Annotated in this window: 20 protein-coding genes; 10 read left to right on the forward strand and 10 right to left on the reverse strand. The window is 39.8% G+C overall.

Annotated features, from left to right (window positions below):
- Positions 1-2: 2 nt before the first annotated feature.
- Positions 3-1,859 (reverse strand): signal peptide peptidase SppA, encoded by a 1,857-nt coding sequence (gene sppA, locus AC1EU0_RS05640; protein ID WP_480301083.1) that lies wholly within the window; start codon positions 1,857-1,859, stop codon positions 3-5.
- Between the two features lie 159 nt (positions 1,860-2,018).
- Here sppA and AC1EU0_RS05645 point away from each other — a divergent pair, with 159 nt between their 5' ends.
- Positions 2,019-4,031: an FAD-dependent oxidoreductase gene (locus AC1EU0_RS05645; protein ID WP_480301084.1), complete on the forward strand. Its 2,013-nt coding sequence runs from the start codon at positions 2,019-2,021 to the stop codon at positions 4,029-4,031.
- 202 nt (positions 4,032-4,233) lie between these two features.
- On the opposite strand, the gene yfaE is transcribed toward AC1EU0_RS05645, so the two are convergent.
- The 5 genes from yfaE to ubiG all read right to left on the reverse strand — a co-directional run bounded on the left by yfaE (position 4,234) and on the right by ubiG (position 9,764).
- Positions 4,234-4,539, reverse strand: coding sequence for a class I ribonucleotide reductase maintenance protein YfaE (gene yfaE, locus AC1EU0_RS05650; protein ID WP_480301086.1), 306 nt, complete (start codon positions 4,537-4,539; stop codon positions 4,234-4,236).
- A complete protein-coding gene (gene nrdB / locus AC1EU0_RS05655) occupies positions 4,539-5,669 on the reverse strand; it encodes a class Ia ribonucleoside-diphosphate reductase subunit beta (RefSeq protein ID WP_480301087.1) in 1,131 nt (376 codons plus the stop codon). Before nrdB ends, yfaE begins: the two co-directional genes overlap by 1 nt.
- Before the next feature lie 69 nt (positions 5,670-5,738).
- Positions 5,739-8,027, reverse strand: a complete 2,289-nt coding sequence (nrdA, locus tag AC1EU0_RS05660) for a class 1a ribonucleoside-diphosphate reductase subunit alpha (RefSeq protein WP_480301088.1) — start codon at positions 8,025-8,027, stop codon at positions 5,739-5,741.
- A gap of 367 nt (positions 8,028-8,394) precedes the next feature.
- Positions 8,395-9,057 (reverse strand): HAD family hydrolase, encoded by a 663-nt coding sequence (locus AC1EU0_RS05665; RefSeq protein WP_480301089.1) that lies wholly within the window; start codon positions 9,055-9,057, stop codon positions 8,395-8,397.
- The gene (gene ubiG / locus AC1EU0_RS05670) at positions 9,054-9,764 is read right to left on the reverse strand and encodes a bifunctional 2-polyprenyl-6-hydroxyphenol methylase/3-demethylubiquinol 3-O-methyltransferase UbiG (protein ID WP_480301091.1); all 711 of its coding nucleotides are present in this window, start codon (positions 9,762-9,764) and stop codon (positions 9,054-9,056) included. Before ubiG ends, AC1EU0_RS05665 begins: the two co-directional genes overlap by 4 nt.
- Before the next feature lie 353 nt (positions 9,765-10,117).
- Between ubiG and gyrA the strand changes: the two genes are divergently transcribed.
- Together gyrA and serC are read left to right on the forward strand one after the other, a co-directional pair.
- The gene (gene gyrA, locus AC1EU0_RS05675) at positions 10,118-12,793 is read left to right on the forward strand and encodes a DNA topoisomerase (ATP-hydrolyzing) subunit A (RefSeq protein ID WP_480301093.1); all 2,676 of its coding nucleotides are present in this window, start codon (positions 10,118-10,120) and stop codon (positions 12,791-12,793) included.
- Between the two features lie 57 nt (positions 12,794-12,850).
- Positions 12,851-13,933, forward strand: coding sequence for a 3-phosphoserine/phosphohydroxythreonine transaminase (gene serC / locus AC1EU0_RS05680; RefSeq protein ID WP_480301095.1), 1,083 nt, complete (start codon positions 12,851-12,853; stop codon positions 13,931-13,933).
- Between the two features lie 53 nt (positions 13,934-13,986).
- Here serC and AC1EU0_RS05685 read toward each other — a convergent pair whose 3' ends face one another.
- From AC1EU0_RS05685 to AC1EU0_RS05700, 4 genes are all read right to left on the reverse strand, one after another.
- Positions 13,987-14,313, reverse strand: a complete 327-nt coding sequence (locus tag AC1EU0_RS05685) for a hypothetical protein (protein ID WP_480301097.1) — start codon at positions 14,311-14,313, stop codon at positions 13,987-13,989.
- 488 nt (positions 14,314-14,801) lie between these two features.
- Entirely contained in the window at positions 14,802-15,485 is a 684-nt protein-coding gene (gene mnmC2 / locus AC1EU0_RS05690; RefSeq protein WP_480301099.1) for a tRNA (5-methylaminomethyl-2-thiouridine)(34)-methyltransferase MnmC2, read from the reverse strand.
- Between the two features lie 110 nt (positions 15,486-15,595).
- Positions 15,596-16,102 carry a hypothetical protein gene (locus tag AC1EU0_RS05695; RefSeq protein WP_480301101.1) on the reverse strand — a complete coding sequence of 169 codons (507 nt, stop codon included), beginning with the start codon at positions 16,100-16,102 and terminating at the stop codon, positions 15,596-15,598.
- Between the two features lie 188 nt (positions 16,103-16,290).
- Positions 16,291-17,481: an amino acid aminotransferase gene (locus AC1EU0_RS05700; RefSeq protein WP_480301102.1), complete on the reverse strand. Its 1,191-nt coding sequence runs from the start codon at positions 17,479-17,481 to the stop codon at positions 16,291-16,293.
- Positions 17,482-17,632: 151 nt separating this feature from the next.
- Between AC1EU0_RS05700 and aroA the strand changes: the two genes are divergently transcribed.
- The 7 genes from aroA (at position 17,633) to pyrF (ending at position 24,332) form a co-directional block, all read left to right on the forward strand.
- The gene (gene aroA / locus AC1EU0_RS05705; protein ID WP_480301554.1) at positions 17,633-18,916 is read left to right on the forward strand and encodes a 3-phosphoshikimate 1-carboxyvinyltransferase; all 1,284 of its coding nucleotides are present in this window, start codon (positions 17,633-17,635) and stop codon (positions 18,914-18,916) included.
- Positions 18,917-19,150: 234 nt separating this feature from the next.
- A complete protein-coding gene (gene cmk / locus AC1EU0_RS05710) occupies positions 19,151-19,843 on the forward strand; it encodes a (d)CMP kinase (protein ID WP_480301103.1) in 693 nt (230 codons plus the stop codon).
- Positions 19,844-19,957: 114 nt separating this feature from the next.
- A complete protein-coding gene (gene rpsA / locus AC1EU0_RS05715; protein ID WP_480301104.1) occupies positions 19,958-21,625 on the forward strand; it encodes a 30S ribosomal protein S1 in 1,668 nt (555 codons plus the stop codon).
- A 72-nt stretch (positions 21,626-21,697) separates the two neighbouring features.
- On the forward strand, positions 21,698-21,985 hold the full coding sequence (gene ihfB / locus AC1EU0_RS05720) for an integration host factor subunit beta (RefSeq protein ID WP_480301105.1): 288 nt from the start codon (positions 21,698-21,700) through the stop codon (positions 21,983-21,985).
- A 162-nt stretch (positions 21,986-22,147) separates the two neighbouring features.
- Positions 22,148-22,423 carry a LapA family protein gene (locus AC1EU0_RS05725; RefSeq protein WP_480301106.1) on the forward strand — a complete coding sequence of 92 codons (276 nt, stop codon included), beginning with the start codon at positions 22,148-22,150 and terminating at the stop codon, positions 22,421-22,423.
- A 1-nt stretch (position 22,424) separates the two neighbouring features.
- Positions 22,425-23,585: a lipopolysaccharide assembly protein LapB gene (gene lapB, locus AC1EU0_RS05730; RefSeq protein WP_480301108.1), complete on the forward strand. Its 1,161-nt coding sequence runs from the start codon at positions 22,425-22,427 to the stop codon at positions 23,583-23,585.
- A gap of 42 nt (positions 23,586-23,627) precedes the next feature.
- Entirely contained in the window at positions 23,628-24,332 is a 705-nt protein-coding gene (gene pyrF / locus AC1EU0_RS05735) for an orotidine-5'-phosphate decarboxylase (protein WP_480301109.1), read from the forward strand.
- Positions 24,333-24,411: the final 79 nt, after the last annotated feature.

Here is a 24,411-nt window from a genome sequence, read left to right on the forward strand (position 1 = left end):
GGCTATTGAGAGCATTGTTCACAAAGCATATATAGATGATTAGGATCGTTAAATTGTTTCAGAGACTTGGTAGCATCTTCTACCTGAAGCAACAAAGTATCAACAGGGGAGTGTGATTGACTTGTTTGTGGTAAATAAACAGATACTTTGGCAAACATTTCTTGTATTAGCGCTTCTTCAGCACTCAGTTCTTGTTTGATCTCTTTAGTGTGGTAATTATCTAGGTTCGCAAGTTCAGCGGCTTTGGTAATGGCGGTATTCATATCGCCAATAGCATCAACTAACCCTAGCTTTAATGCCTTATTACCACTCCAAACACGGCCTTGGGCAATTTTATCGACTTGTTGTAGAGACATGTGGCGTTCATTAGCCACTAATGAGATGAATTTATGATATCCAAACTCTACTTTCTTTTGAATAACACGTGCCACATCAGGAGTTATACCTCTAACAGCAGATAAACCTGCCCATTCAGAAGTCGATACACCATCAGCGTGAATACCTAAATAAGATAAAGAATCTTCGAAAGTATTAAACATGCCGAATATGCCGATTGAGCCAGTTAGGGTTGTAGGTGTTGCATAAATATAATCAGCACTGGCTGAAATCCAATAGCCACCAGATGCAGCATAACTGCCCATACTCACAACTACAGGTTTACCTGCTTTTTTCAGCTCGACAATTTGTTGTCTAATTTGCTCAGAAGCGAAAGCACTACCTCCTGGGCTGTCTACTCTAAGCACAACAGCTTTCACATTGTCGTCAAATCGGGCTTTGCGTAAAAGCTTGGCTGTACTGGTACCCCCGATATTACCGGGCTTTTGGTTGCCATCCAGAATCACACCTTTGGCAACGATTATGGCTACAGAATCGCCTGTTCCAAAGCTGTGCTTAGGTTTTACAAGTTTCAAATAATCCAGCATATCAACTTGTGTAAAGCTTTGGCCTGTACGAGCTTGTCCAACTTCATTGATCATTTTGGTTCTAAACTGATCAACAGTAGCAAGTTCATCCACAAGTTTTCTTTTTAATGCAAGTTTTGCATCATCATTTCCAACTTCATTCAGTTCGGCTAAATAGGCTTTAGGCTCAAGAAGAACTTGGTTTAGTTTGATGTTTCGATTTGAAGCAACAATGTCTTTATAACTGCTCCAAATATCACTAAGTAGGGCTTCGTTTGCTTCTTTAGCAGCAGGTGACATGTCATCACGTAAGTATGGCTCTACAGCAGACTTAAAAGTTCCTACACGAAAAATATGAGTTTTGATCTTAAGTTTTTCTAACGCAGACTTGTAATACAGTCGATAACGACCAAGCCCTTCTAGAGCAACCACTCCTTGAGGGTTTAAGTAGATTTTGTTGGCGTAACTAGCTAATAAATATTGCTGTTGATTGTAATAGTTACCAAAAGAAACGATAGGTTTGCCAGAATCTTTGAATTTTTGTAGCGCCTTTCCAATCGCTTCAAGCTTACTGGTTTCCGCATACCTTAAATCAGACAAATCTAAAACTAGAGTTTTTATGCGTTTATCATTCGCTGCAGAATCGACTGCATATAAAATATCCGACAATAGTGTTTCATCAGGGTTAGTTTGCCCTCTGCTTTCAGCCACTAAAGTTTCTATAGGATCAACATATTGTTTTTGATCGACGATTCGGCCACTAATATCAAGGACTAAAGCGCTATCAGGTGCAAGGTAAACTTTTTCTTCGGTTGCAACCGCTGCAATGATGCCAATGAGGGCAATAAAAAGAAAAAAGAAAAATACCAAATTAATAATAAATTGGCGCGTAAAGTTTATGACGTTCCAGATAAACTTGAATGTACTTTTAACTGCAGATGGTTGCGTTGAAGACATACCAACTCCCTTTAATTTGAATATGATTTTATGCTACCTGAATCATTGAAGGATTTCTAAATAGAATTGTAACTGTTTTTAATATTCATTATAGGGACTTGAGGAAATTCGAGTAACAGATTAAGTTATGAGCATTATAAATATTAATAAGGCGGCCAGATGCAATACCCACAATTATTCAAACCCCTAGATCTTGGCTTCACAACACTTAAGAATCGTGTGCTCATGGGCTCGATGCATACTGGGCTTGAAGAACAAAAAGGTGGCTTCGAAAAACTAGCACAGTTCTATAAAGAGCGAGCAGAAGGTGGTGTTGGCTTGATTGTTACTGGTGGTATTGCGCCTAACTTTTGTGGAAGAGCATATCCTTATGCTGCAGAATTGAGCAATGGATTTCAACTTTCTAAGCACAGGTTGATTACAGATGCTGTCCATGAGACAGACACTAAGATATGTATGCAAATTCTGCATACTGGTCGCTATGCTTATCATCCTTTTGCAATGGCACCAAGCCGTATCAAGGCACCAATTAATCGGTTTACGCCATGGAAAATGTCCAAGCGTAGAATTAAATCAACAATTAATGACTTTGTTCAATGCGCAAGCCTTGCTCATCAAGCTGGATACGATGGTGTTGAGGTTATGGGATCAGAGGGCTATCTCATAAACCAATTCATAAGCCAAAGAACAAATAAACGTGATGATGAATGGGGAGGCAGTTTTGAGAATCGCTGCCAATTTGCTTTAAAGATTATTGAAGGAGTAAGAGAGAAAGTAGGATCTGAATTTATCATTATCTTCAGGCTTTCAATGTTGGACCTAGTGGACGATGGTTCTAGTTGGGAGCAGGTGGTTCAGTTAGCCAAATGGGTTGAACAAGCAGGGGCCAGCATTATCAATACTGGGATTGGCTGGCATGAAGCAAGGATACCAACAATTGCCTCAAGTGTGCCAAGAGCTGCATTTTCATGGGTAACAGAAAAACTTAAAGGTGAAGTTTCTATTCCGTTGGTTGCGACGAATCGAATCAATACACCTGAAGTTGCAGAAAATATCTTGCAGAATGGTCAGGCTGATATGGTTTCGATGGCAAGACCTTTTTTAGCGGATGCAGACTTTGTTAATAAGGCTGAAGCTGGAAATTCTGAGCTAATTAATACTTGTATAGGATGCAATCAGGCTTGTTTAGATCATGCATTTGAATTGAAACGCGTGACTTGTCTAGTTAACCCAAGAGCTTGCTATGAAACGGAATTAAACTTTGAAAAGGTGATGAAACCCAAGAGGGTAGCGGTTATTGGTGCGGGGCCTGCAGGGCTGTCATTCGCAGTATATGCTGCTCAGCGTGGGCATAATGTCGTCATTTTTGAAGCCAAGAAACAAATAGGCGGTCAGTTTAATCTCGCGCGCAAAATCCCAGGAAAAGAGGAGTTCAACGAAACCATACGTTTTTATCATGCTCAAATTGAAAAGCTAGGGATAGAATTAAAACTTAATACTTATTTTGACCCCAAAGGTAACGAGGTCTTTGATGAATACGTATTGGCTTCGGGAGTGAAGCCAAGAGATATAAAACTTGATGGAATAGAGCATTCGTCGGTAATCGATTATCAGAAATTACTATTGGAGAAAATTGAGTTAGGAAGCCGTGTTGCGATTATAGGCGCAGGAGGGATTGGTTTTGATGTTGCCCACTATTTATTAGAAACAAAATCTAAAACTTTAGACTCAAAGTCTTGGCTTGAACGTTGGGGAATAGATAAAGAACACTCAACAGCTGGAGGCTTAACAGCCGCTTTTGATGATGAGCTTGCACCACGCCAACTTTATTTGCTTCAACGTAAAGACGACAAAATTGGAAAAGGACTGGGTAAAACGACAGGCTGGATACATAGAGCTGAATTGAAGCATCATAATGTTACTACCAAGACTGGGGTTCAATATAACAAGATCGATGATCATGGTCTACATATTACGGTTAATGGCAAAGAAGAAATACTAAATGTCGATCACATTGTTATTTGTGCCGGTCAAGTGTCTAATCTTGAAATGACTGATGAACTTGCTCAATTAGGAAAGCCAGTACACATTATTGGTGGTGCAGAGAAAGCTGGAGAGCTTGATGCTAAGCGAGCTATTAGGCAGGGTGCTGAACTGGCTGCGGTTATATAAAAAGGAATATCTTTTTATATAAATAAAGCGTGTTAACAAGTAGTTATAAATACAGGTCAGAGTATTAGTGTGGTTAGACAACCGTCCGTGACAGGGTGTCACGGTCGTAAATACGTGGATGCACGCCTCAGTTCGTTTCCACACTATTGCACATTAACTTCTTTGGACGACAATTCGCGCATCGCATATCTTTTACTTAACTTTATGGCTTGATATTACTGAGGTTAGAAGAGTCTTGCTCCGCAATTAAATCAAGATCTAGATCTGAACTTGGAATACAACAACAGGGTAAGCATTCATCTTCTTCAAGAGCCGCTAGCGGTTCTTGAAGATAGTCTACGCTGCCATTTATTACTTTAGTTTTGCAAGAACCACAAAAACCGCTACGGCACTCTGAAAAAATATCGATTTCTTTATCTTCTAGTGCTTCTAGCAAGTTGACCTGTTGATCAAACAACAAAACAGGCTTACCTTGCAGGTAGACAATGGGCGCTTTTTTGAAGTTCATTACAAATCGAAATCTTCAAATTCACTTGCATCAATTGACGCATCAATTTGACCAACTAAGTAAGATGATACTTCAACTTCTTGTGGTGCAACTTGAACTGCATCACTTTCAAGCCAGTTCTTCATCCAAGGTAGTGGATTAGAATTTTCAGGGTAAGGTTGAGCAAGCCCAACTGCCTTCATTCTCTGGTTAGTTATGTACTCAACATATTGGCAGAGGATTTCTTTATTCATGCCAATCATAGAGCCATCTTTAAACAGGTATTCAGCCCATTCTTTTTCTTGCTCAGCTGCTTTATAGAATAAGTCATAAGCTTCTTGCTGACACTCTGCTGCAATCTCAGCCATTTCAGGATCATCTTTACCTGATTGCATTAGGTTAAGAATGTGCTGTGTGCCATTTAAGTGCAAAGCTTCATCACGGGCAATCAAGCGGATGATTTTAGCATTACCTTCCATCAATTTACGCTCTGCAAATGCGAATGAGCATGCGAAGCTTACATAGAAACGAATGGCTTCTAGAGCATTAACAGACATCATACACAAGTAGAGTTTTTTCTTTAGAACTCTTAAGTTAACGGTAAAAGTTTTACCGTCTACTGTATGAGTACCTGCACCGAACAACTCATAAATTTGAGTAAGCTTGATTAAGTCATCGTAGAACTGAGAAATATCAGTAGCACGTTTCAAAATTTCTTTATTCACAACAATATCATCGAAAACGGTCGAAGGGTCATTAACGATGTTACGAATGATATGGGTATATGAGCGGCTATGGATAGTTTCAGAGAATGACCAAGTTTCAATCCAAGTTTCTAACTCAGGAATTGAAACTAGCGGCAAAAATGCAACATTAGGAGAGCGTCCTTGAATTGAATCAAGTAGAGTTTGGTACTTGAGGTTCGAGATGAATATGTGCTTCTCATGATCTGGTAATGCAGCATAATCAATCTTATCACGACTAACATCAACTTCCTCCGGACGCCAGAAAAAAGAAAGTTGCTTTTCTATTAGTTTTTCAAAAACTTCGTATTTTTGTTGATCATAACGTGCAACGTTGACAGGTTGACCAAAAAACATTGGTTCTTTGGTTGCATCATTGGGTTGTTGACAAAAAGTTGAATAAGCCATGTTGTATTACTCTGCACTCTAAAAGGGGACTTAACGTCCCCAGATTAATCCTATTAATGAAATGTAAGATTAGATCTTACATGCACCGCCTGCGCATCCATCATCCTCTTCTTCAACACTGGTTATATCATCCAGTTGATCTGAGGCTCCATCTCGAGTGTTATGATAATATAAAGTCTTCACTCCAAGCTTGTATGCAGTCAATAAATCTTTCAGTAATGTCTGCATTGGGACTTTAGCATCACTAAATTTGGTTGGATCATAGTTAGTATTTGCAGAAATTGCTTGGTCAACAAACTTTTGCATGATACCGACTAATTCAAGATAACCTTGATTTCCATTCATGTTCCAAAGTAGTTCATACTTGTCTTTTAGTTTATCAAAATCAGGTACAACTTGTTTTAGTTGTCCATCTTTACTTGCCTTAATACTGATCAAACCTCGTGGAGGCTCAATACCATTTGTAGCATTCGAGATTTGTGAAGACGTCTCTGATGGCATCAATGCAGATAAGGTCGAGTTACGTAATCCGTACTGCTGTATATCACTACGCAAACTTTCCCAATCTAGGTGCAATGGCTCATTACAAATCTTATCTAGATCTTTTTTGTACGTATCAATTGGCAAGATACCTTTAGAGTAGGTCGTCTCATTAAATAACGGACAAGCACCGTATTCTTTAGCCAAATTCATTGAAGCTTTCAATAAGTAGTACTGAATAGCTTCAAATGTTTTATGGGTTAGACCATTAGCACTACCATCTGAATACTTTAAACCGTTCTTCGCAATATAGTTAGCAAAGTTAATTACACCGATACCTAATGTACGGCGGTTCATAGAGGAAAGTTCAGCGGCTTTGATTGGGTAATCTTGATAATCAAGTAAATTATCTAGAGCACGAACAGCAAGGTCTGAAAGTTCTTCAAGTTCGTCTAGGTTTTCGATAGCACCTAAGTTTAATGCCGAAAGCGTACAAAGTGCTATTTCACCATTTGGATCATTGATGTCGTTTAATGGCTTAGTTGGCAATGCAATCTCTAAACACAGATTAGATTGACGAACAGGCGCAACTTTTGAGTCAAATGGACTATGAGTATTACAGTGATCAACGTTCTGAATATAAATACGACCTGTTGATGCTCGCTCTTGCATCAATAGTGAAAATAGCTCAGATGCCTTGATATTTTGGCGCTTGATGTTGCTGTCATTTTCATATTGAAGATATAAACGTTCGAACTCAACTTGATCTTCAAAGAAAGCATCATAAAGACCTGGAACATCTGATGGGCTGAATAATGAAATCTCTTGGCCTTTGATCAAACGTTGATACATCAACTTATTGATTTGAACACCATAATCTAAGTGACGAATACGGTTATCTTCTACACCACGGTTGTTTTTAAGAACCAGTAGTGATTCAACTTCTAAATGCCAAATAGGGTAGAATAGGGTTGCAGCACCACCACGAACACCGCCTTGAGAACAAGATTTAACCGCAGTTTGGAAATGCTTATAAAAAGGAATGCAACCTGTGTGGAATGCTTCACCACTACGAATTGGGCTACCTAGAGCACGAATGCGACCCGCATTGATACCAATACCAGCACGCTGACTAACATATTTAACGATTGCAGATGAAGTAGCGTTGATAGAGTCTAAGCTGTCGTCACACTCGATGAGTACGCATGAACTGAACTGACGAGTAGGGGTACGTACACCAGCCATTATTGGTGTTGGTAAAGAAATCTTGAATTTAGACGTAGCATCATAAAAACGTTTGATGTAATCAAGACGTGTTTCTTTCGGATAACGTGAGAACAAGCAAGCAGCTACAAGAATATATAAAAACTGGGCGCTTTCATATACTTCACCCGATACACGGTTTTGTACTAAATACTTACCCTCTAACTGCTTTACTGCAGCATAAGAGAAAGTCATATCACGCCAATGATCTATGTAAGAATCCATAATATCAATTTCATCCTTGGTATAGTCTTCAAGGATGTGATTGTCGTATTTACCTAACTCAATCAGTTTGGTTACATGATCATAAAGCTTTGGTGGCTCAAATTGACCAAAGGCTTTCTTTCGTAAATGGAAAACAGCTAAACGAGCAGCTAAAAACTGGTAATCAGGTGACTGTGGAGAAATTAAATCTGCAGCTGCCTTGATAATGGTTTCATGAATCGCTTCAGTTGGAATACCGTTAAAAAATTGAAGGTGAGAGCGAAGTTCCACTTCGGATACAGATACATTGTTAAGCCCTTCGGCTGCCCATGTGATCACGCGATGGATCTTTTCGAGATCGATGGTCTCTCTTTCACCACTACGCTTTGTAACTGTCATATTGCTGTTCATTGAAGATAAGCCTTGTCTATATATCGTCAGCAACTACTGCTGAGTTGTTCATGTAATACAATCGAATCATGACAACCCTTGGCCAGGCAAGGTGAAGTCTTAATTTGTTTATTCTGTAGGCAAATTGTAGTGTAGCGATTGTTATTGATACACAAGATATAGTGTTTATTATGTTGTTATCTACAAGATAGTGAGGTTTGTCGTATTTTGCAAGATGTATATCTTGTGGATAACCTGAGTGTAAAATCAAGGTTAGTAGTGGCTAACCATAGAAGCTTTTTTGCTAAACCCTATGTAAGCATTAGGCCAATATATGAACGATAAAAATTTTCTTTGCATGAGTTAAAAAAATGTTAAAAACATTATTTTAAAAATTGAACAATGACAAAAGATCGTTAGGATCGTTTAAAATAAGATCGGCATCCCAATCGCTAAAATTTTCATCAGAAGGTATATATCCCCACGTTGCGATAGCAGATTTCATTCCCGCATTTTTAGCTGCATCAATATCCGTTAGCGAATCACCCACATAAATAATGTCACTTGTTGGTAAATTCATCTGTTGAGCAGCAAGAAGCATGGGCTGAGCATTGGGCTTGTTATGCGTAGTAGAGTCACCAGAAATGAGAGTTGTATTCTGTGTAAATAACTCGAATTTTGCTACCAAAGGACGGGCAAACTTGGCTACTTTGTTAGTAACAATACCATAGCTCAAACCGTGACAGTCTAATTGATTGATTAGGGAATCTATGCCATTGAAGTAATCCGTTTTATGGCCACTTACATCTTGATAATGCTTCAGCATAGTTTGTTGAACCAGTTGTTGAATCTCTATAGGTTGCGTAGGAATTGCAGTTTGGCAAATAATTAAACTTCCTTGGGAGACAGATTCCTTAACTAATTGTTCAGAAACTTGTGCAAAGCCGTGATCGGCTAAACTGAGATTAAGTGCATAAGTTAAGTCTTTTGCTGTATCCAGTAATGTGCCATCAAGATCGAACAAAATCCCTTTTATCTTTTCTTGCATCATTTAACCTTTTGGCACGCAATCATATAGTTGACATCAAGCTTGTTCGTATATGAAAAAATCTGTGTCAATGGATTGTATTTAGTACCAAGAGCATCAAAACACTGAAGTTCTGTTTGTTCTACTAATTTTATCAATTCAGAAGGGCGGATAAATTTACTGTGGTCGTGTGTGCCAACAGGAAGCATTTTTAAAAGATATTCAGCGCCAACAATAGCTTGAATGTATGACATGAGATTACGGTTGATGGTAGAGAAAAAAGCATAGCCATCTTTTTTTACCATATCGCAGCAAGCCTGAATCACAGAAAGCGGATCTGGAACATGCTCCAGCATTTCCATACAAGTCACAACATCGTAATGTTCACGAAAATCGTTTCGGTGAGATTCGGCAGTTTGTTGCAAGTAATTCACTGTGACACCAGATTCTAATGCGTGTAATCGTGCTACTTCTAATGGCTCAGTGCCCATATCCAATCCAGTAACATTAGCGCCAAGTTTCGCCATGCTTTCAGATAGAATTCCACCACCACAACCTACGTCTAATACATTTTTACCAAATAAGCCTTGGCTTTTTTCATCAATATAATTGAGACGCAATGGATTCATTTGGTGTAGTGGTTTAAATTCACCATTTGGATCCCACCATGTAGCAGCCATACTTTCAAACTTAGCGATTTCTTGTTTATCTACATTTAAATTGTCTTGCATACTGAGTTGCCAAATATCCGGCTTAAAATTAGTTGGGATTATATAACGATTAATAACTTTAGCTATGCAAATAATTTATCAATCGGTTAAAAAAAGTGCTAACAATCAGTGGTTTTTTGATTAGTATTAAGGACAGATATTTATTCGTATTGATTCAAACAACTTAATATCACAGGTTTTGAGCGCAATATCGTCAGCAAGCGCGACATTGATACTCCATTCGTCATTTAGGATATCTTAGATTGCAGTGGCGGCTTCAAATAACTGTGTTAGAATGTTAAATCAATTTTTTTGGGCTCGAGTGGACACGGAATCATAGTGTCGTCAGCAATTTTCAGGAGAGCGAGCAGTTTATGACTGATCTGGCATCATCAATTTCGCCGATAAACATCGAGGATGAATTAAAAAATTCTTACCTTGATTATGCAATGAGCGTGATCGTAGGTAGGGCGCTGCCAGATGTACGTGATGGCTTAAAGCCCGTACATCGTCGCGTTCTATTCGCAATGAACGAGTTAAAAAACGACTATAACAAGCCTTACAAGAAGTCGGCTCGTGTTGTCGGTGACGTAATCGGTAAATATCACCCTCATGGTGATTCTGCGGTTTACGACACCATTGTGCGTTTAGCACAACCTTTCTCTATGCGTTACACCTTAGTAGATGGTCAAGGTAACTTCGGTTCTGTCGATGGCGATGCTGCTGCGGCAATGCGTTATACCGAAATCCGCATGGAAAAACTGTCTCACCAATTATTGGCTGATTTAGACAAAGAGACCGTTGATTTTGTACCTAACTATGATGGTACAGAGCAAATTCCAGCAGTTTTACCTACTCGTATCCCAGCATTACTAGTAAATGGTTCTGCGGGTATTGCAGTTGGTATGGCTACCAATATTCCGCCACACAACTTGACTGAAGTTGTGCAAGGTTGCTTAGCACTCATCGAGAATCCTGATGTAACTATTGATGAGTTAATGGAATACATTCCAGGACCTGATTTCCCAACGGCAGCAACCATCAATGGTCGCAAAGGAATCGTTGAGGCTTATCGAACAGGTCGCGGACGTGCGGTAATGCGCGCCCGTGCAGTTGTGGAAACTGACAGCAACAACAAAGAAACGATTATCGTTTCTGAGATTCCTTACCAAGTTAACAAAGCTAAGCTTATCGAAAAAATCGCTGAGCTAGTAAAAGACAAGCGTATTGAAGGTATCAGTGCTCTAAGAGATGAATCTGATAAAGACGGTATGCGTATTGTCATCGAGATCAAGCGTGGTGAAGTGGGTGAGGTTGTTCTAAATAACCTTTATGCACAAACTCAAATGCAGTGTTCTTTTGGTATCAATATGGTTGCCCTAACTAATGGTCAACCAAAGATATTCAATCTAAAAGAAATGCTAGAAGCATTCGTACTACACCGTCGTGAAGTTGTTACGCGTCGTACTGTATACGAATTACGCAAAGCTCGTGACCGTGCACACATTCTTGAATCATTAGCGATTGCACTGGCTAACATTGATCCCGTTATTGAGTTAATCAAAAACTCGCCAACGCCAACCGAAGCTAAAGCTAAATTAATTGCTCAAGGTTGGGATTTAGGCAATGTTAAGTCAATGCTTGAAAAAGCAGGCGATGACGCAGCGCGACCTGAGTGGCTCGAACCTGAGTACGGTATTCGTGATGACAAATACTATTTAACAGAACAGCAAGCTCAAGCCATTCTTGAACTTCGTTTACACCGTTTAACTGGTCTTGAACATGAAAAGATCTTAAACGAATACGAAGAACTATTAGAATTCATCGCTGGGTTGTTACATATCCTTCGTAGCCCAGAACGCTTGATGGAAGTGATCAAAGAAGAGCTTGAAGTTGTACTTACTGACTTTGGTGACGAGCGTCGTACTGAGATCAATGAGAATGAAGTTGATATGAGTCTTGAAGATCTTATCAATGAAGAAGATGTGGTAGTGACTCTGTCGCACCTTGGTTATGCCAAGTACCAGCCATTAACCGACTACCAAGCGCAACGTCGTGGTGGTAAAGGCAAAGCGGCAACCAAAGTTAAAGATGAAGACTTTGTCGAGAAGTTACTCGTGGCGAATACCCACGATACAATCTTGTGTTTCTCTGATAAAGGTAAGATGTATTGGTTGAAAGTGTATCAACTACCGCTTGCAAGCCGAACTGCACGTGGTCGACCAATTGTTAACTTGTTACCACTGACTGATGAAGAGCGTATTACAGCTATTCTGCCAGTACGTGAGTACTCGGAAGACAAGTTTATCATCATGGCAACCGCTCATGGAACGGTTAAGAAAACGGCACTGACGGCGTACAGCAACCCTCGTTCAAACGGTATTATTGCTGTTAACTTGCGTGATGATGACGAACTCATTGGTGTTGATATCACTAATGGCGACGATGAAATCATGTTGTTCTCAAACGAAGGTAAAGTGGTTCGTTTTGGTGAGAAAGTTCGTGACTCTGAAACCGGTGAAATTAAACGTGACCCTGAAACGGGTGAAGAAGTTTATTCGCTCAGAGCCATGGGACGTACTGCTACAGGTGTTCGTGGTATCAGACTTGAAGATGGACAGAAAGTCGTATCGCTGATTGTTCCAAAGGGTGAGGGCGATATTCTCACAGTAACAGCAAATGGTTATGGTAAGCGAACCGTTCTCTCTGAATACCCAGCAAAGAGTCGTGCAACCAAAGGTGTTGTTTCTATCAAGGTCAGTGAGCGTAATGGTGAAGTTGTTGGTGCCGTTCAAGTGAACGAAAACGACGAAATCATGCTGATCAGTGATAAAGGAACACTGGTTCGTACTCCTGCAACTGGCGTATCAACCATTGGACGTAACACTCAAGGTGTAACCATTATTCGAACTTCTGAAGGTGAAAATGTCGTAGGTTTACAACGAATCGATGAGATTCAATGTGCAGACGAAGAAATAGAAGATGAAATCGAAGAGGCAATTGAAGAAGCCGCCGCTGAAGATTCAACTGAGCAACCTGAAGCCGAATAAAATAATAAAACATAATGAGCGCCTATATGGCGCTCTTTTTTTGAAGGATTTTTAGCAGTGACCAAAACCTACAATTTTTGTGCTGGGCCAGCAATGTTACCTGAACCAGTAATGCACAAAGCTCAAGCAGAACTGATTAACTGGAATGGACTAGGAACGTCAGTCATGGAAGTCAGTCATAGGGATAAGCCATTTCTTGCCTTAGCTAAACAGGCTGAAGCCGATCTTCGTGAATTAATGAACATCCCTGATAATTATCATGTATTTTTCATGCATGGTGGTGGCCGCGCTCAATTTGCTGCCGTGGTAAATAACTTTTTAGGGGAGCAAGGTAAGGCTTTATATTTGGTTTCTGGGCAGTGGTCTCAACTGGCGGCTGATGAAGCAAAAAAATTGGTGAAAGAAGAACAGATTAATACTGTTTCGATTTCAAATTACCAAAACAAAGATGAAACTAAATCAGTAACACTTCCTGATTTTACTGATAATGTGCGTAAATTCAGATATCTTCATTATTGTCCAAATGAAACCGTAGATGGTATCGAAATTTTTGATGATATCGAGTGCCCTTGGCCAGTTATTGCTGATATGTCGTCCAATATTCTTTCTCGCAACATTGATGTATCCAAGTTTGCGGTAATTTATGCAGGAGCACAGAAAAATATTGGGCCATCTGGCCTATCTATCGCGATTGTACGAGATGATATGTTGCAGCTACCAAGTTTGCCGCAACCAACTATTTTCAACTATCAAGCGCAACTAGAAAATAATTCTATGTATAACACGCCACCAACTTTTGCTTGGTATCTAGCGGCTGAAGTTTTTAAATGGTTGAAACAAATTGGTGGTGTTTCATATATTGAAAAAATTAATCGAGATAAAGCAGAGCTTCTTTATGCTGAAATTGATGCTTCTGATAACTTTTACAATGATATAGCTGAAAAAAATAGATCACTTATGAATGTAACTTTTCATATGAAAAATACAGGTGATGAAGAACAGTTTTTGGTGGATGCAGAAACTGAAGGTTTAGTTGCTTTAAAGGGACATCGTTTTGTTGGTGGTCTAAGGGCAAGTATTTATAATGCCATGCCAGTAGAAGGGGTAAGAGCATTGGCGCAGTTAATCGAACGGTACTAATGTGTATCCATAAAAGAAAAGCTTTTGGTTGTTTAGAATGCACCAGAAGCTTTTTATTTGCTTTTTCCCACTAACCAATTACCAACTATAGATGCAGCAATGCCAGCAATGCCAGCAATGCCAGCAATGCCTATGCCTGTCACAGCGTAGGTCCATATATAAGTTGGGGTTTTGTCTTCACCAGAACCTTCGCACGTTTGACTAGAATATTTATGCAAAGCCGGAACGGCGGCTAAACAGGCTGTAGCAACGCCATAACCAACAACTTGAAAAGCTCTTCCGCCGAAATAATATAAATTACTGTGTATTGTGTTTTTCTGTCTATAAGTTCTACGAGGGAATAGGCTCTGCACATCGGTGTCACTCTGAACTGCTGCCATAATACTACCAACCTGTATGCTGAAACTTAAACCGTCACTACTTTAAATGATAAAATCAAAGTTAATCCATATCACTCTTAAGTTACAATTGTTTAATGCATGCTCGCTTTTATATTAGATATATGGTTTTTGGTTTTATAGGTTTGAGGTCGTTAGTTTCTGTATGAAAGAATTTAACGTTCTTTAAAGCATCTAATATTGTAATTCTATGGGGATCTACTGCAGTGGGATCTGAGTCTTTACTCCTATCAGTCCTATCAGCATTTCATACAAATCATCAATAAAAGGGTCTGATTTTCCCCGCACCTTCGGTGTAATTCTCTTGCTTAGCTTGAATAACCAACTTTTGCATGCTGCTAAAGTGATACAATAATACTAATTTCAATATTTATTGGTCTGAAAATATCTTCTCTTTTATAGCACTGATGGTAGATAAATTTATTGAATAGATTAAGTTGAGTCAGTATCTATTCAGAAAAAATAATGAGCTACTTTTTCCAAGCGCGAGTGATTTCACGTCTGCCCATAGGACCCTTGCACTGGTCTAGTTTAAACCCTATCGTTTTCAGGTCACGCTTAAATTGCCCATTAGCGCAATAGCTGACCAATAATCCATTTGGCTTTAATGTTTGAAAGCATTTTTCGAATAAGTGTTTTTCCCAAGCATCGGGTTGCTTACTGGGTGCAAATGCATCGTAATAAATAATATCGACTGAGTTGGGAATTAAAGCAGCATCGTGTAATTTTTGTTGAATTTTTAAAAGCTCAAATTGATCGGTAATATCTTTAATTTCTCCCCAATCGCAAGCATGAATTTGTGTAAATAACTCGGGGCTTAGCATTTTTAGCTCTTCTGCGTAATTCAGTTGTAGCGCGGTTTCGATAGGAATAGGGTATGGTTCAAGGCTAGAATATTTAATTGCTAGGTGAGCATCTATACTTTCTTGCAGGCTTAACAAAGCATTTAACCCAGTACCAAAACCAAATTCAAGAATGTTTATAGTCTGGTCGTTACCTGTATTTAGAGATAAAAAGTATCTAAGTCCACATTCAATATATACGAATTGAGATTCTGTAAGAGCCCCATTATAGGCATGATAGGATTCTTCAAGTGTAGGATTTATAAGCGTGTGTGAGCCATCTTTTGTGATGTGTAATTCTACTTGGAGCATTTATAAAGTAAGGGGGTGAAAGTTTCGCTTTATCATAAATAAGCATAAAAGAATGTCAAATTGTGTTTCCCCGTTTAGAAAAACGGGGAAAGTATCACAAATATAAACTACTAACTTGTTTTTGAAGCAGGTTTTGGACCAGTCATCCAACTACCAATCTTCCAAAGAGCGACACCTGTTGCTACTGTACCAGTAACAGCTGTAGCTTTCCATCCCCATGAAAGCACTTCAGATAAGACACTTGAACCATCGGAAGGACTAGGACTAGCTGATGGACTTGGACTTGGACTTGGACTTGGACTTGGTGAAGGGGCTATATCGAGTCCTGCACCAGAACCCGATCCAGAATCACCAGTTGAAGTTTTGCATGAGGCTGAACACTGTAGATAACCTAGTCCCATGCTTAAAGTTGGTGCAACGACTCCTGTCAGAAACGCACCAGTGTATTTGACACCAGTCCCAGTTACAGACCAAAATTTTTCACTTGATGTTTGCTGGTTTGTTGGACGGAACCTGGGTACCAGGAGAGCCTGTTCATCATCTGAGCCGTTTTGGCCGTTAATAGTGTACTGTGATGGAGCTACTTGCCCACCTCCTCCTACTCCTTCTGAAGACATATTTTCACCTTTTTAAATGATTAAAAGTAAGGCTCAACTATGTTTGCAATTACAAATGAAATCCAATTAATTTTAATTAAATATATTTCATAATGTTTATTAACCCATTGAGTTACTGAAAGTTAATCATGAAGAGAATAAGGAAAAATAAGATAAGGCACCCATCAGAGTGCCTATTGTGATAAAAACTAAAGCACCTTTGCTATAGATTGAGCTAAGTAATCAACATTAGTTTCAGTAATGCCGGCAATACTAATACGGCTAGAGCCAACCATATATATGCTGTAATCACTCTTTAGTTTTTCCACTTGTTGTGGATTTACGCCTAAGAAAGAGAACATGCCTTTTTGCTCTGTGATAAAGCTGAAATCGTTACCGACATTTAATCCATGGAGTGCATCTACCAGTAACTTACGATTGCCATTTATCCGGTCACGCATATGCTTAAGTTCATCAAGCCATTGTTGCTTAAGTTCAGCTGAACCTAAGATGGTTTCAACAATCGCGGCACCATGAGCTGGTGGCATAGAGTAAAGGCAGCGAACCACATAAAGCAGTACAGAAAATGCAGTGTCGGCCTTAGCTGCTGTATTGCTAATGATGGAGCAAGAACCAATACGCTCGCGGTACAAACCAAAGTTTTTAGAGCATGAACTACATAGGATCATATTTTCAACGGTAGCGGCCATTTTGCGAACGCCGTAAGCATCAGCGTCTTCATTAATACCAAAACCTTGATATGCCATATCAATCAGTGGTGTGAAGCCTTTATTTTTTGCTAGCTCTGCAATGATGTCCCATTGCGCGGGCGTTAAGTCCATACCACTTGGGTTATGGCAACACGCGTGAAGTAAAACAACGTCATCAGCGCTTACTTGCTCAAGGCAGGCTACCATTTCATCAAATTTGAGTGACTTATTGTCATAATCATAATAAGGGTAGGTTTTTACAGTGATGCCTGCCGCTTCAAATAATCCAGTATGGTTAGCCCAAGTTGGATCACTTACCCATAAAACGGCATTGTTATTACAACGTTTTATAAAATCAGCAGCTACACGAAGTGCGCCTGTTCCACCAGGAGTAGAAACAGTACGAATACGGTTTGCTAATAATGCAGGGTGATCTGAACCGAAACACAGTTCAGTAATCAAAGTATTAAAATCAGCTGAACCTGTGGGGCCAATGTACACTTTGGTATCTTCGGTTGCAAAACGATGTTTTTCGGCGGCTTTTACACAATCAAGGATAGGGGTATGACCTTGTGGATCTTTATAAACCCCAACACCCAGATCAACTTTGTTTGGATTGGTGTCTTGTCGATATTGATTTAGAAGTCCTAAAATTGGATCTGCGGGCATAGCGGTTAAGCGATCTAACATCTTATATCTACCTTTTTGTTTTATCTTATAACTTATTGCAATTAAGTGAGATTATCACAAATTGAAGGGTTGGGGAGAATAACAGTTGCAGAATATTTATGTATGCGCCATTCTGTATCCCCCTAATCTGTATGCTAATTACATTCATAAGATGCAACAACTCACTTTGCCTCATTTTGCTAAATTTAATGGTGAAATAAATATTCCTGGTTCAAAAAGTATTTCCAATCGCGCCTTGTTATTGGCGTCACTGGCTTCAGGTCCAACTACCCTTAAAAACTTGTTAGATTCAGATGACATCCGCCATATGTTATCGGCGCTTAAACAATTAGGCATTCGATACGAGTTAAGTGAAGATAAAACTCAATGTGTGGTTCATGGAAACAATGGGCCATTTACAAGCGATACATTGCAGTCTTTCTTTTTAGGAAATGCTGGAACTGCGATGCGTCCATTGTGTGCGGCGCTAACTTTAGGTGTTGGTGAATATGAGTTAACGGGTGAACCTAGGATGGAAGAGCGCCCAATTCGTGATCTTGTGGATGCTCTCAAACAATTAGGCGCAGAGATTATCTACCAAAAAGAACAGGGCTTTCCACCTGTGTTGGTTAAAGGCACGGGGTTGTCCGGTGGTAGTGTTAATATTTCTGGGAAATTATCTTCGCAATTTTTAACTGCACTACTTATGGTTGCGCCATTGGCAAAAAACAATGTATTAATAACTGTTGATGGCGAGTTAGTTTCTAAGCCTTATATCGATATTACCATCAAACTGATGGAACGCTTTGGGGTTAAGGTTATTAACCATGATTACCAAACATTCGAAATAGAAGCGGGACAATCTTATCAATCTCCGGGGGAATTTTTAGTTGAAGGCGATGCATCATCGGCTTCATATTTTCTTGCCGCTGGCGCAATCAATGGTGGACAAGTCAAAGTAACCGGTATTGGAAAAAACAGTATTCAAGGTGATATTCAATTTGCAGATGCATTAGTGGCTATGGGCGCTAATATCGAGTGGGGCGATGACTATATTCTTTCATCGAAAGCTGAATTGATTGCTATTGATATGGATATGAATCACATCCCGGATGCTGCCATGACTTTAGCTGTAGCCGCTTTGTTTGCCAAAGGAACAACTAAGCTGAAAAACATCTACAACTGGCGGATCAAAGAGACTGACCGTTTAGCGGCTATGGCAGCTGAATTAAAAAAGGTTGGGGCAACGGTAGTCGAGCATAATGATGCGATTGAAGTTACAGCGCCGGAGCAGTTGATTCATGCTGAAATTGATACTTACAATGATCATAGAATGGCGATGTGTTTCTCTCTGCTATCAGCGTCTCCTGTAGGGGTAATCATCAATGATCCCGGTTGTACATCCAAAACTTTTCCTAACTATTTCGAAGCCTTAGCTCAAATAGGTCAACAATAAATTCTTTTAAGCCGTGCAGATAACTATCTGCTACCAGTAGTCAACAAATTTGTACGGCTTCATCTTCTCATTTTATTTCAGCACTCACGAATATCTGAAAAACAACCAGATTTTTTGGTTTGGCTGGTGTACAATGCCGCCGCTTATTTTCATTAGTACCGCAAAATATATTTTTTCGACTAGGCTTTAACAGCCTTTGTGGTGCTTTTGGGGAATGTTTATTTTGGAGGAATTATGTCTGAACGGACTCCAGTGGTAACAGTTGATGGCCCAAGCGGAGCTGGTAAAGGAACAATATGTCATTTACTGGCTCAAAAACTCGGATTTCATTTATTAGATAGTGGTGCCATTTATCGAGTGTTGGCATTAGCTTCAATTCACCATGATGTTGAGCTTGATAATGAAGAAGCTATAAGTTTGTTAGCTGCACATCTCGATGTTCAGTTTCTTGCAGGCAATGAAAGCGACAACATCAAAGTGGTTTTAGAAGGCGAAGATGTCACCCGTGATATCCGCACTCAAGAATGCTCTGATGCAGCATCAAAAATTGCCGCGTTCCCGAGAGTAAGAGAAGCTTTATTACGTCGCCAACGTGCATTTGAAGTTGAACCCGGATTGATCGCTGATGGTCGTGATATGGGAACCGTTGTATTTCCAGAGGCACCCGTTAAGATTTTTTTGACCGCGTCAGCTGAAGAACGAGCAGAGCGTAGGTATAATCAGTTGCAGGACAAGGGCTTCGATGTTAAAATCGACCGCCTTTTAGCTGAAATCATTGAGCGCGATGAGCGTGATATGAATCGGCCAGTTGCACCGCTGAAACCAGCGGATGATGCATTAGTCGTTGATACGACAGGAATTAATATAGATGGTGTGTTGGATATCGTGCTTACACACATCGAAAAACATTTATCAAACCCTGAGTAGCTCATAAAGAGCAACGCAAGGTTGATAGGCATTCACTACAAGGATGATAGTGAAATTATTTAACTGACTCTACGTTTAGGAATGAATGTAGTTTATTACTTAAAGTAAATTAACATGACTGAATCTTTTGCTGATCTGTTTGAACAATCCCTAGAACAACTAGAATTCCGCCCAGGCTCTATCGTACGTGGTACTGTAGTAGCTATCGAAAACGGCATGGTACTAGTTGATGCTGGTCTTAAATCTGAAAGCCCAATCCCTGCTGAGCAATTCAAGAACGCTGCTGGCGAACTTGAAATCAACGTTGGTGATGAAGTAGACGTTGCTCTTGACTCTGTTGAAGATGGCTTCGGTGAGACTCAACTTTCTCGTGAAAAAGCTAAGCGCCATGAAGCTTGGATTGTTCTTGAAAAAGCATACGAAGACGCTGAAACTGTTATCGGTGTTATCAATGGTAAGGTTAAAGGCGGTTTCACTGTTGAATTAAACGGTATCCGTGCATTCCTACCTGGTTCTCTAGTTGACGTTCGCCCAGTTCGCGACACTGCTCACCTAGAAAACAAAGAATTAGAATTCAAAGTAATCAAGCTAGACCAGAAGCGTAACAACGTTGTTGTTTCTCGTCGTGCTGTTATCGAGTCTGAAAGCAGTGCAGAGCGTGACGCTCTTCTTGAGAACCTTCAAGAAGGTCAAGCTGTTAAAGGTATCGTTAAGAACCTTACTGACTACGGTGCATTCGTTGATCTTGGTGGTGTTGACGGTCTTCTACATATCACTGATATGGCTTGGAAGCGTGTTAAGCACCCATCTGAAATCGTTAATGTTGGTGACGAAATCAACGTTAAAGTTCTTAAGTACGATCGTGAGCGTACCCGCGTATCACTAGGTCTTAAGCAACTAGGCGAAGATCCATGGTTAGCAATCAGCAAGCGTTACCCAGAGAACACTCGTTTGAGTGGTCGTGTAACTAACTTGACTGACTACGGTTGTTTCGTTGAAATCGAAGAAGGCGTTGAAGGTCTTGTTCACGTTTCTGAAATGGATTGGACTAACAAGAACATCCACCCATCTAAAGTTGTTAACTTAGGTGATGAAGTTGAAGTTCTAGTTCTAGACATTGATGAAGAACGTCGTCGTATCTCTCTAGGTCTTAAGCAATGTAAGACTAACCCATGGGATGATTTCGCTACTCGTTTCAACAAGGGCGACAAAGTTTCTGGTAAGATCAAGTCTATCACTGACTTCGGTATCTTCATCGGTCTTGACGGTGGCATCGATGGTCTTGTTCACCTATCTGATATTTCTTGGACTGGTACTGGCGAAGAAGCTGTATCTGAGTACAAGAAAGGTGACGAAATCAACGCAGTTGTTCTTTCAGTTGACCCAGAGCGTGAGCGTATCAGCTTAGGTGTTAAGCAAACTGAAGACGATCCATTCAACGCTTACTTGGCTGACAAGAAGAAAGGTACTATCGTTAATGGTACTGTTGCAGCAGTTGACGCTAAAGGTGTTACTGTTGAGTTGGCTGAATCTGTTGAAGGTTACCTTCGCGTTGCTGACATCTCTCGTGAGCGCATCGAAGACGCATCTAGTGTATTCGCAGAAGGTGACGCTATAGAAGCTAAGTTCATGGGTGTAGATCGTAAGAACCGCACCATCAGCCTGTCTATCAAAGCGAAAGACGAAGCTGAAGAGAAAGAAGCTCTAGCATCTGTTAACAAGAAAGATGACGCTGTTATCAGCAATGCTATGGCAGAAGCGTTTAAAGCTGCTCGTAAGTAATCATTGTTGTAAGGTGCTTTTATTAGCACCTTTTAATGGTTAAGTTTGGCTTGAAAAAAGAGGATAGCTAGGATGACAAAATCCGAACTAATCGCAAAACTCGCTGCTAGTAATCCACAATTGTCAGCGAAAGAAGTAGAGAATGCTGTAAAAGAAATGCTGGAGCAAATGGCTTCAACATTAGAATCTGGTGATCGTATTGAGATCCGTGGATTCGGTAGCTTTTCACTTCACTACCGTGCTCCGCGTGTTGGACGTAACCCAAAAACTGGAACCTCAGTGGATCTAGATGGTAAGTACGTACCGCACTTTAAGCCAGGCAAAGAATTACGAGAACGTGTTGATGCAGTCAATTCGTGATCATTCTTGATTAAAAAGCCTCCTTTGGGAGGCTTTTTTGTATCTAATGCTAGCCTAAAAACATTATTTCGCAGATAATCAGAACTCGTACTGTTTTCAATAACTAAAGACCACGAACAGTTCTAATTGATTTCAGTATTACTGAACTATATGGAGATACATGTGAAATCATTTTTCATTACAATTGTCGTTGCTACAATCTTTTTTTTAGCTTTTATTTTCGGCGCCCGTAACGAGCAAATGGTTACCATTAGCTATTTTGTGGCTCAAGGTGAATACCGACTTCCCATAGTATTAGCTTCAGTTTTCTTAATTGGATTTTTTCTTAGTTGGTTGTTCGCAGCTTACCAAATCATAAAGTTAAAGGTTGCTTTGCGCCAAGCAAATAAAAAGCTTGCTGAAATAGAGCCTAAAACGGTTAGCGAAGAAGAACGATAATATGCTTGAAATCTTGTTCTTGTTATTACCATTAGCTGCAGGTTACGGTTGGTATATGGGACGCCGAAGTATGCGTCATCAGCAACAAAAAAAACAACGTAGGCTAAACAAGGAATATTTTTCAGGACTAAATTTTATTTTATCCAACGAATCAGACAAAGCGGTAGATTTTTTTATTGATATGCTTGATGTCGATGATGAAACTATTGAGACACACCTTTCTCTCGGTGCTTTATTTCGTAAACGTGGTGAAGTAGACCGCGCCATCCGCATCCATCAAAACCTTATTTCTCGACCAAGTTTAGCTCCAGAACAACTAGAAATGGCCATGAGTGAACTTGGCAAAGACTATATGGCAGCCGGGTTTTACGATCGCGCCGAAGAAATATTTTTAAGCTTGTTACAGCAGTCAGAAGATACCCACGAAGCGGAATCGCAGTTAATCACTATTTACCAAACCACTAAAGATTGGCGTAAAGCAATTAAAGTGATTAACCATATGAGCCGAGCTCATAGAAAAAATTACCTACAAGACCAAGCTCACTATTATTGTCAACTAAGTGATGAAACGGATGATCCCGCAAAAAAAATCAAATATCTCAAGCTAGCATTAAAACAAGATGATAAATGTATACGGGCTTTATTAGAGCTGGCAAAAGTATATGCTACCCAGCATGACTATAAGCAAAGCAAACAGAAATTATTAGCCATTTTAACCGCAGATATTCATTTTATTGCCGATGCTCTAGAGGTGACAAAAGAAGTTTACCTCGCCAATTCAGATGTGAGTGGTTATCGAGATTATTTACAGCAAGCCGTTGAAAAAGGGGCTGGCATTTCAGTTATTTTAGAAGTTGTTCACTTGTTATTAAACAATGGTGAATCATCAGAAGCTGAAAGTATTTTGCTGGATTCATTATATCGAAATCCAACAATGAAAGGCTTTCAGGAGTTGATGAAGTTATATTTGCTAGAAACTGAAGATGGTTCATCTAAAGATAACCTTACTCGATTAGAAGAGTTAGTGGCTCAGCAAATTGCTTATCGACCATCTTATCGCTGTAAAGTATGTGGTTTTCCTGCTCATGTACTTTACTGGCATTGTCCATCATGCAAATCCTGGGGAAAAATTACTCGTATAAAAGGTCTTGATGGCGAATAACCGCGTTATAAACAGCGGAAATGAAAACATATCGGAGAAACCATGTCTGAAAAACGTATCCTTGTCGCTCTAGATTATGCTAATAAATCTGAAGCTTTTGCACTGATTAATCAACTTGATCCAACAATGTGCCGTCTAAAAGTGGGTAAAGAGATGTTTACCTTATTTGGCCCAGAATTTGTTAAAGAAGTACAAGAAAAAGGCTTTGATGTTTTTTTAGATTTAAAGTTTCATGATATTCCAAATACAGTTGCAAAAGCAGTAAAAGCGGCAGCAGAACTTGGAGTATGGATGGTGAATGTTCATGCAAGTGGTGGCTTAGCTATGATGAAAGCTGCAAAGGATATTCTTGAGCCTTACGGTGATAAAGCGCCATTATTAATTGGGGTTACCGTGCTCACTTCAATGAGTGATGAAGAGTTACCTCTAATTGGTGTAAATAAAACGGCTGATGAACAAGTTCAACATTTAGCAGCATTGGCGCATCAAGCAGGATTAGACGGTGTTGTATGTTCGGCACAAGAAGCTGAGTCATTAAAATCAACACTGGGTGAAAACTTCAAGCTGATCACGCCAGGAATTCGCCCAATTGGATCAGCCGTTGGTGATCAACACCGGGTTATGACTCCAGAGAAAGCTTTAAAAGCAGGCTCTGATTATTTAGTTATTGGACGCCCGATCACTAAAGCGCCAGATCCACTTGAAGCCTTGACGAGCATTCATTACAGTATCAATCCAACTGAATAAATCTGACTTGTCATGCCTGAGAAGGCAGGCGCCCAGAGCCTTTAATAAGTCACTATACACCTGCCTACGCAAGTGTGAC

The sequence above is a fragment of the Parashewanella sp. 2210YD4-3 genome (assembly GCF_056591735.1).

Bases quoted from the DNA above. Each gene is read 5' to 3' on its own strand.
- AC1EU0_RS05665 (WP_480301089.1), bottom strand. From the start codon at position 9,057: ATGATGCAAGAAAAGATAAAAGGGATTTTGTTCGATCTTGATGGCACA.
- ihfB (WP_480301105.1), top strand. From the start codon at position 21,698: ATGACAAAATCCGAACTAATCGCAAAACTCGCTGCTAGTAATCCACAA.
- pyrF (WP_480301109.1), top strand. From the start codon at position 23,628: ATGTCTGAAAAACGTATCCTTGTCGCTCTAGATTATGCTAATAAATCT.
- AC1EU0_RS05700 (WP_480301102.1), bottom strand. From the start codon at position 17,481: ATGTTAGATCGCTTAACCGCTATGCCCGCAGATCCAATTTTAGGACTT.
- AC1EU0_RS05695 (WP_480301101.1), bottom strand. From the start codon at position 16,102: ATGTCTTCAGAAGGAGTAGGAGGAGGTGGGCAAGTAGCTCCATCACAG.
- yfaE (WP_480301086.1), bottom strand. From the start codon at position 4,539: ATGAACTTCAAAAAAGCGCCCATTGTCTACCTGCAAGGTAAGCCTGTT.
- nrdA (WP_480301088.1), bottom strand. From the start codon at position 8,027: ATGAACAGCAATATGACAGTTACAAAGCGTAGTGGTGAAAGAGAGACC.
- nrdB (WP_480301087.1), bottom strand. From the start codon at position 5,669: ATGGCTTATTCAACTTTTTGTCAACAACCCAATGATGCAACCAAAGAA.
- mnmC2 (WP_480301099.1), bottom strand. From the start codon at position 15,485: ATGCTCCAAGTAGAATTACACATCACAAAAGATGGCTCACACACGCTT.
- AC1EU0_RS05685 (WP_480301097.1), bottom strand. From the start codon at position 14,313: ATGGCAGCAGTTCAGAGTGACACCGATGTGCAGAGCCTATTCCCTCGT.
- AC1EU0_RS05645 (WP_480301084.1), top strand. From the start codon at position 2,019: ATGCAATACCCACAATTATTCAAACCCCTAGATCTTGGCTTCACAACA.
- aroA (WP_480301554.1), top strand. From the start codon at position 17,633: ATGCAACAACTCACTTTGCCTCATTTTGCTAAATTTAATGGTGAAATA.
- cmk (WP_480301103.1), top strand. From the start codon at position 19,151: ATGTCTGAACGGACTCCAGTGGTAACAGTTGATGGCCCAAGCGGAGCT.
- gyrA (WP_480301093.1), top strand. From the start codon at position 10,118: ATGACTGATCTGGCATCATCAATTTCGCCGATAAACATCGAGGATGAA.
- rpsA (WP_480301104.1), top strand. From the start codon at position 19,958: ATGACTGAATCTTTTGCTGATCTGTTTGAACAATCCCTAGAACAACTA.
- lapB (WP_480301108.1), top strand. From the start codon at position 22,425: ATGCTTGAAATCTTGTTCTTGTTATTACCATTAGCTGCAGGTTACGGT.
- ubiG (WP_480301091.1), bottom strand. From the start codon at position 9,764: ATGCAAGACAATTTAAATGTAGATAAACAAGAAATCGCTAAGTTTGAA.
- sppA (WP_480301083.1), bottom strand. From the start codon at position 1,859: ATGTCTTCAACGCAACCATCTGCAGTTAAAAGTACATTCAAGTTTATC.